This window comes from Natrinema soli (assembly GCF_028618695.1).
This window is the reverse complement of sequence record NZ_JAQIVI010000633.1, coordinates 1-6,016: the sequence shown is the minus strand read 5'-3', so window position 1 is coordinate 6,016 and position 6,016 is coordinate 1. Positions and strand designations below refer to the sequence as shown.

Here is a 6,016-nt window from a genome sequence, read left to right as displayed (position 1 = left end):
CGCCAGGACGACGTGACGGTCGGCCTCGAGCGCCCGCCGGACGTGCGAGAAACCGGGTTCGGCGTCGCCGAGCGTCGTCGGCGTCGCTTCGACCAGCACGTCGTAGTTCGTTTCGAAGACGTCCGCGGGATCGGCGGTGCCGACGGATTCGCCACCGACCTTGCGCTCGAGGGCGTCCTGAACGGCGATGCCGTCCGGATCGACCGCGGCGCTGGTGGAGTCGGCGAGCGCGACGACGTCGTGGCCGTATTCGGCCGCGAGATCGGCCACGGATCGGCCGACGTCACCGGCACCGAGAATCGCGAGCTCCATCAGGTCTCACCTCCGACGAGGGGTTCGATGACGGTTAGCTCCTTGTCCGTCCCGATCGAACGGATGGCTGCGAGCACCGCCGCGGACCGCCCGGAGTTGACCGCGAGTCGCGCTCGAGCGCTCGCGACGGCTTCGGTCCCGTCGGGCGCGGCCAGGGAGAGGTCCTCCACGACGGCCTCGGCCTCGTCTTCGATGCGCGAGAGCGTGTTCGAGAGGTCGGTTTCCACGAGATGGCCGATCAGGATGACGTTGATCTCCTCGCCGTAGTGTTCCTCGCCGGCCTGAATGACGTTGACGCCGGCGTCGCGCAGCGCCTCGACGATCCCGTCGAACCGGTCGGGCGGACACTCGATGTCGACCTCGACGGGGATGTGCCCGCGAGGCGTGATGTTACCGCGTTCGTGGTGAATACTCAGCAGATTGCCGCCGTTGTCGGCGATCGGCGCGAGCGCGCGAAGCAACTCGCCGGGTTCGTCGACGAGCTCGAGCCGGACGGTATAGGCGCGGACGCCGCCGTCGGTCTCGGCGTCGGGTTTATCCTCGGATTCGGGCGCATCACCCATCGATGGCACCTCCTGCCTGCGGGCGTCTACTCGTCGTCATAGTATCTGATGTCCGTACGGGGCGCGTAAAAGGATATAGGACTTGCCAAAACTAGCCGCCCCTGTCAACGACGGCCACACGCCCACGTGCTGCCGAGCGAAGGCCGTCTCGACGGATCTCAAAGGTGATCTTTCCCCGGATTCGACGATCCCCAGTCGCCGCGGCCGCCCTCGGTCCGGTCGACGCCCATGATCGACTCGGGCTGGTCGGGACCGCCGAGACTGTCGCGCGCGTCGGGCACCCGAATCGTCACCTCGCTGATCTCGGGCCACGTGATGAGTTCGGCCTCGATGTTACCCGTCGTCACGTCGCTGACCGAACAGCCCTTGCAGCCGCCGCCGAGTTCGATGACGACCTCGCCGGTCTCGGGATCGGCCGCGCGCACCGCGCTGGTCCCGCCGTGCATCTGGATGATCGGCATCTCCCGGGCCAACCACTTCTCGACCCGTTCCCGCAGCGACGGCTCGTCCTCGGAGTCACTCATGAGTCGTGCTAGGAACTCGAACGGTGAATAAGTTCGGTCGTACCGCCGAAATCCGGCGAATTAATCCTGAACGTTTCCGCGCCGGCGCAGCCGCTCGAGCGCGACCGCGCCACCGACGAGGCCGGCGACACCGGTGAAGCCGGGGATCGGACTGCTTCCTCCGTCCGTCCCGCTCCGGTCGTCGGATGCCGTCGAAAACGTGTAGAGTGCCCCCTCGAGCGACGCCCCGGTGATCGCCTCGGTACTGCTCGCGATGAACGTCTCGCCGGGCTCGAGGACGCGGGCCGTCCAGAACCCCGTTTCCTCGGTATTTCGCCACTCGGCGAGCAGTTCGGGGGCGGCGGGATCGGACACGTCGTGGATCTTCACGCCGGCCCGATACCACGACGAGTAGAGCCGACCGTCGCGAAGCTCGAAGTTGTGCGAGGTCGTCCACATGCCGCCGCGGTTGGATTCGTCGTCCGCTCGCGGGGCGTCGATCGACCCCTGATGGACGGGCTCGGCGGAATCACTCACGTCGTAGAGGTCGATTCCACCCGGTCGATCCGGCTCCGCACCGCCGGTCGCCCAGGCCTCCCGTCCGACCGCCAGCAGGTCGCCGGTATCGTCGACCGCAGCGTAGTGGTCGTTCCCGGGCAAGCCGTAGACGGCCTCTCGCCAGTCGTCGATCGCGCGCTCCGCCTCGAGCGTGGTATCTTGAACGTGGGAGATGTACGCCGGCTCGCTCGGATCGCTGACGTCGAGCAGATAAGTGCCGGCATTCCAGCAGGGAAGATAGACGATCCCGTCCTGGACGTAGACGTCGTGGATGTAGCGGGCGAGCCAGTGGACGTCGCGCCAGCCCGGCTCGTATTCTAGCAGCGACCAGAAGCCGACCTGCGTGATCTCGTCACCACCGACGTCGAAGATGGCGAGCCGATTCGTCTCTCGCGTGTTCACGACGACGAACAGCAACTCTTCCTCGAGATAGCAGTTGTGGACGTGGGAGCCGGTCCGGTGTTCGCCGACCGGAGCGGGGTTTTCGGGGTCGCTGACGTCGTAACAGCGGAACCCGGCGACGTCGAACCCCCGGTTGGCCGGCCCCGCGACGACCAGCAGATCTCCGTCGACGGAGACGTCGAGGATCTCGGTCATCGTTTTGCCCTCGAGTTGGACGTCACGGTCCACCGCGAGGAGCGTCGGTTCGGCGGGATCGCTCACGTCGACCGTCGCGAATCCGGTCGTGGCAGCGACGTAGGCGGTCTCGCCGTCGTCCCCGACGACGGCTTCCGCAGCGCCGGTGATGGGGAGTCGGCCGAGCGGCTCGATCGTCGCTTGTCCTCGAGCGAGCCCCACGAGTCCCGGGGCGGACAGGCTAAGACCGGCAACGCCACTCGTTCGCAGGACCGCTCGGCGCTTCATACTGACACCAGCGTGGTAGAGCTACATAGAAGGTGACCACTCGAGCGCGCGAGCAGAAACACGTCCGTGATTTCAGAACGCAGCCGTCTGCGAGCGGGTCAGCCGCGTAACCGTCGCCGGTCGCCGGTCCCCTCGGTCATGGCGCTGGCGAGCGCCCCTTCGACGACGACGTCGTCGCCGAGTTCGGTGAGGTAGATCTCGGGGACGTTCGTCATCACCATCTCCGAGACGCGCTCGCGGATGGGGTCGACGACCAGTTCCTCGTTGTGCAACGCGACCGCGCCGCCGACGGAGACGACGATCGGCGCGAACGCTTGGACCACGTTAGTCACGCCGATCGCGTTCCAGTGAGCGAGCTGTTCGATGACGTAATCGGCCAGTTCGTCCTCGCCGGCGAGGTCGAAAACGTCTTTCGCCGTGAACTCCGGCCCCTCGAGCGGGAGATCGGTCGATATCGTCGGATCGTCGTCGGCGAGCAGTCGGGCGTAGTCGGGGATGGCGTTACCGGAGCAGTAGGCCTCCCAGTGGCCGTCGCGGCCGCAACCACAGGTCAGTCGACCGCGGGGGTCGACGACGTAGTGGCCGACCTCGCCGGCGTTGCCGTCCCAGCCGCTCGCGATCCGGCCGTCGGAGCAGACGCCGGCCCCGATCCCCGAGGAGATGGTGATGTAGACCATGTCGTCCGGGTTGCTGGCGGCGTGAAACCGCTCACCGATGACGCCCGCAGCGGTGTCGTTGTGGAGGTAGACATCCTCGCTGTCGATCAGCTTCGCGATCGGTCCCGTCAGGGGGATCCGGTCGATCGAGTCCGGCAAGTTGGCCGGATCGATCACCGTTCCCTCCGCGAGATCGAACGGACCGATCGATCCAATCCCGGCGGCGGCGATCCGCTTGGGATCGACGTCGGCCTTACCACAGGCGTCGCGAAGCGTTCGGAGGACCCCTTCCGTTACGTCGATTCCTGTCGGCCCGCGCGGCGTCGACCGGCGGCTCGCACCGATCGTCGTCCCGTCGGCCTCGGCGACGACGGCCCGGACGTTGGTCGCGCCGAGGTCGACGCCCGCATAGTAGACCATGCTGTCCTAGGGACGACCGCGGCCGTACTTAACTACCCAGATTATACTCGACAACGAGTAGCGATTTCGATACGTTGCGGCGTCGATATCGAGCGCCGCGGTTGGTACATCGACGACGACGGTGTGGCGGCGATGACAGTGTGGCGGCGATGACGGCGACACAGCAATCCCCCTCGACGATCCGGCAACATATGTATGCCACTCTGTGCCATATGTTGTCGTATGGCTATCGACGACACGTTCCCGGAATCAGCGGCCGAATCGGAGCCGACTCCCGCGCTATCCGAGACGGAGCTCGAGGCTCTCCACGAGGTCGAGCTGGGGCTCGAGTGGGCCCAGCGCGCCCAGGGCTGTCTGCTCGAGTTCCACCACGCGACGGGCCACGGCATGGACCACCTCTCCCGGGCCGAGGAGTTGCTCAGGGCGGCCGGCCGCGACGACCTCGCGGCGGCGATTCGGGCCGACCTCCTTCCCCACGGCGTCGTCGACGATGACCGGTGGTCCTACGACGTCCTCGAGAACTTTCAGGAGAGCCTGCTGGCCGAGACGCGGTCGCTCGAGCGGCGGGTTCGGCGGGAGTTGGCCGACGGGGAGCGCCACGTCCGCGAGCGCCGACAGGAGCGAGCGTGGAAGCGACGCGCTGACGAGTCGTGAAGAGAACGAAGAAAGCGGCGGGGTAGATCGGCGGCGAGTACCGCGGTGTGGGTCGCTACTCCATCACGTCGAGATCCCGGAAGTAGGTGACCGGACAGGGGGCCTGCAGGATGATCTCCTGGGAGACGGAACCGAGAACGGCCTTTTCAGCGGGCGAGCGTCGCCGACCGCCGACGACCATTCGATCCGCGTCGACGTCGATCGCCATGTCGACGACCTTGGTACTGACCTCGCCGAGCGCACCGTTGATCTCGTAGTCGACGCCGGCCTCCTCGAAGCGCTCGGCGAGCTGGGGAACCGGTGCGCGCCGGGCGGCGACCTCGTCGGGGTCGACATCCTCGACGCGGGCATTGAGGCCGAGGTCGTCGTGGACGTCCTCGTACTCGTCTTCCGTGAAGGCGTGGCCGATGACGACCGTGGCACCGAGGGGGTCGGCGATCTCGAGAACCGTTTCGGCGAGCTCCGGCGCGCGAACTGTGTCCATCGGTCCGACTGCGAGAAGTACCGTATCGATTGCCATACCGGCACACTGTTCGGGCCATCCGCTTAAGTATTCTCGTCGTTGCAGTATTCGAAGAACGACGCGTGATACGGACTGCTGTAAGTCATTTCCGACGCGACCGCGTACGGCCCGCGGTCGCACCGGTACATCGTTACAGCAGACCGTATGAGTGGCGATAACCGTCGCTCTCAGCCGATGCGTCGTTGATCGACGGCTGACCGGCGGCGATCGATCAGCCCTCGAGTGCCTCGCTCCGGACGAAGGTGACGGGACACGGCGCCGAGAGCAGCACTTCCTGGGCCGTCGAGCCGAAGACGGCCTTCCCCGTCGGCGATCGACGCCGTCCGCCGACGACGACCCGGTCAGCACTGGTACTCGCGGCCAGATCGACGATCGACTGCCCGTGTTCCCCGACCGCGCCACGAATCTCGTAGTCGACGTCGTGTTCGTCCAGGACGGCCTGCAGATCGTGGATCGTCGAGTGGCGCGACGCGACCGCGTCGGGGTCGATCTCGTCGACGGTCCGGTCGAAGTCGAGGCGGTCGAGCACCTGGTCGTACTCGTCGCTGGTGAACACGTGTGCGAGGATGACTGTCGCCCCGGCGGGTTTCGCGACCTCGAGGACCGCTTCGGCCAGTTGGTCGCTGCGGTCCGCGTCACCGGGCCCGACTGCGAGTAACACTGTGTCTAGCATGGATGACGGATTGACCGCACACCACCGTAAATCCGCGGGTCGCCGAACACGGGCCTGGGTCGCGGAACACGCACGCAGGTTCGCGAAACGCGAGGAGTCGCGAAGCGTGAGCGCGAGTCGCGGAATGCGAGCGCGCGTCACGAAACACGGGCCGTCGCCGGCGAGAGTGACCCGTTCCGGACGGTTTTTCCGCGCCGTCGCCGACTACGGACGCATGGAGGGACCCGATCTCACGGGCCGAACGGTCCTCGTCACGGGCAGCGCGAAAGGCGTCGGGCGCGAACTGCTGT

The 6,016-nt window shown here is 66.7% G+C and carries 7 protein-coding genes and 2 pseudogenes; 2 read left to right on the top strand and 7 right to left on the bottom strand.

The annotated features are described in order from the left end of the window. The 5 genes and pseudogenes from PGX04_RS28635 to PGX04_RS28615 all read right to left on the bottom strand — a co-directional run. Window positions 1-312: pseudogene (locus tag PGX04_RS28635) on the bottom strand (homoserine dehydrogenase); the annotation flags it as partial. Next, window positions 312-875, bottom strand: coding sequence for an amino acid-binding protein (locus PGX04_RS28630; protein WP_273741593.1), 564 nt, complete (start codon window positions 873-875; stop codon window positions 312-314). The gene PGX04_RS28630 and the pseudogene PGX04_RS28635, both read right to left, overlap by 1 nt. A gap of 158 nt (window positions 876-1,033) precedes the next feature. Then, window positions 1,034-1,399 carry a NifU family protein gene (locus PGX04_RS28625; RefSeq protein WP_226039229.1) on the bottom strand — a complete coding sequence of 122 codons (366 nt, stop codon included), beginning with the start codon at window positions 1,397-1,399 and terminating at the stop codon, window positions 1,034-1,036. 60 nt (window positions 1,400-1,459) lie between these two features. Then, window positions 1,460-2,800: an LVIVD repeat-containing protein gene (locus PGX04_RS28620; protein ID WP_273741592.1), complete on the bottom strand. Its 1,341-nt coding sequence runs from the start codon at window positions 2,798-2,800 to the stop codon at window positions 1,460-1,462. Window positions 2,801-2,898: 98 nt separating this feature from the next. Beyond that, window positions 2,899-3,876: an ROK family protein gene (locus PGX04_RS28615; protein WP_273741591.1), complete on the bottom strand. Its 978-nt coding sequence runs from the start codon at window positions 3,874-3,876 to the stop codon at window positions 2,899-2,901. 222 nt (window positions 3,877-4,098) lie between these two features. Between PGX04_RS28615 and PGX04_RS28610 the strand changes: the two genes are divergently transcribed. After that, entirely contained in the window at window positions 4,099-4,530 is a 432-nt protein-coding gene (locus tag PGX04_RS28610; protein ID WP_273741590.1) for a hypothetical protein, read from the top strand. A 55-nt stretch (window positions 4,531-4,585) separates the two neighbouring features. Here PGX04_RS28610 and PGX04_RS28605 read toward each other — a convergent pair whose 3' ends face one another. Continuing rightward, window positions 4,586-5,050, bottom strand: coding sequence for a universal stress protein (locus PGX04_RS28605; protein ID WP_273741589.1), 465 nt, complete (start codon window positions 5,048-5,050; stop codon window positions 4,586-4,588). A gap of 214 nt (window positions 5,051-5,264) precedes the next feature. After that, window positions 5,265-5,726, bottom strand: a complete 462-nt coding sequence (locus PGX04_RS28600) for a universal stress protein (RefSeq protein WP_273741588.1) — start codon at window positions 5,724-5,726, stop codon at window positions 5,265-5,267. Between the two features lie 106 nt (window positions 5,727-5,832). Between PGX04_RS28600 and PGX04_RS28595 the strand changes: the two are divergent. After that, window positions 5,833-6,016: pseudogene (locus PGX04_RS28595) on the top strand (hypothetical protein); the annotation flags it as partial.

What these genes read in the sequence shown, in the direction of transcription:
- PGX04_RS28600 (WP_273741588.1), bottom strand. Translation starts at nt 5,726, where the DNA reads ATGCTAGACACAGTGTTACTCGCAGTCGGGCCCGGTGACGCGGACCGC.
- PGX04_RS28620 (WP_273741592.1), bottom strand. Translation starts at nt 2,800, where the DNA reads ATGAAGCGCCGAGCGGTCCTGCGAACGAGTGGCGTTGCCGGTCTTAGC.
- PGX04_RS28605 (WP_273741589.1), bottom strand. Translation starts at nt 5,050, where the DNA reads ATGGCAATCGATACGGTACTTCTCGCAGTCGGACCGATGGACACAGTT.
- PGX04_RS28610 (WP_273741590.1), top strand. Translation starts at nt 4,099, where the DNA reads ATGGCTATCGACGACACGTTCCCGGAATCAGCGGCCGAATCGGAGCCG.
- PGX04_RS28630 (WP_273741593.1), bottom strand. Translation starts at nt 875, where the DNA reads ATGGGTGATGCGCCCGAATCCGAGGATAAACCCGACGCCGAGACCGAC.
- PGX04_RS28625 (WP_226039229.1), bottom strand. Translation starts at nt 1,399, where the DNA reads ATGAGTGACTCCGAGGACGAGCCGTCGCTGCGGGAACGGGTCGAGAAG.
- PGX04_RS28615 (WP_273741591.1), bottom strand. Translation starts at nt 3,876, where the DNA reads ATGGTCTACTATGCGGGCGTCGACCTCGGCGCGACCAACGTCCGGGCC.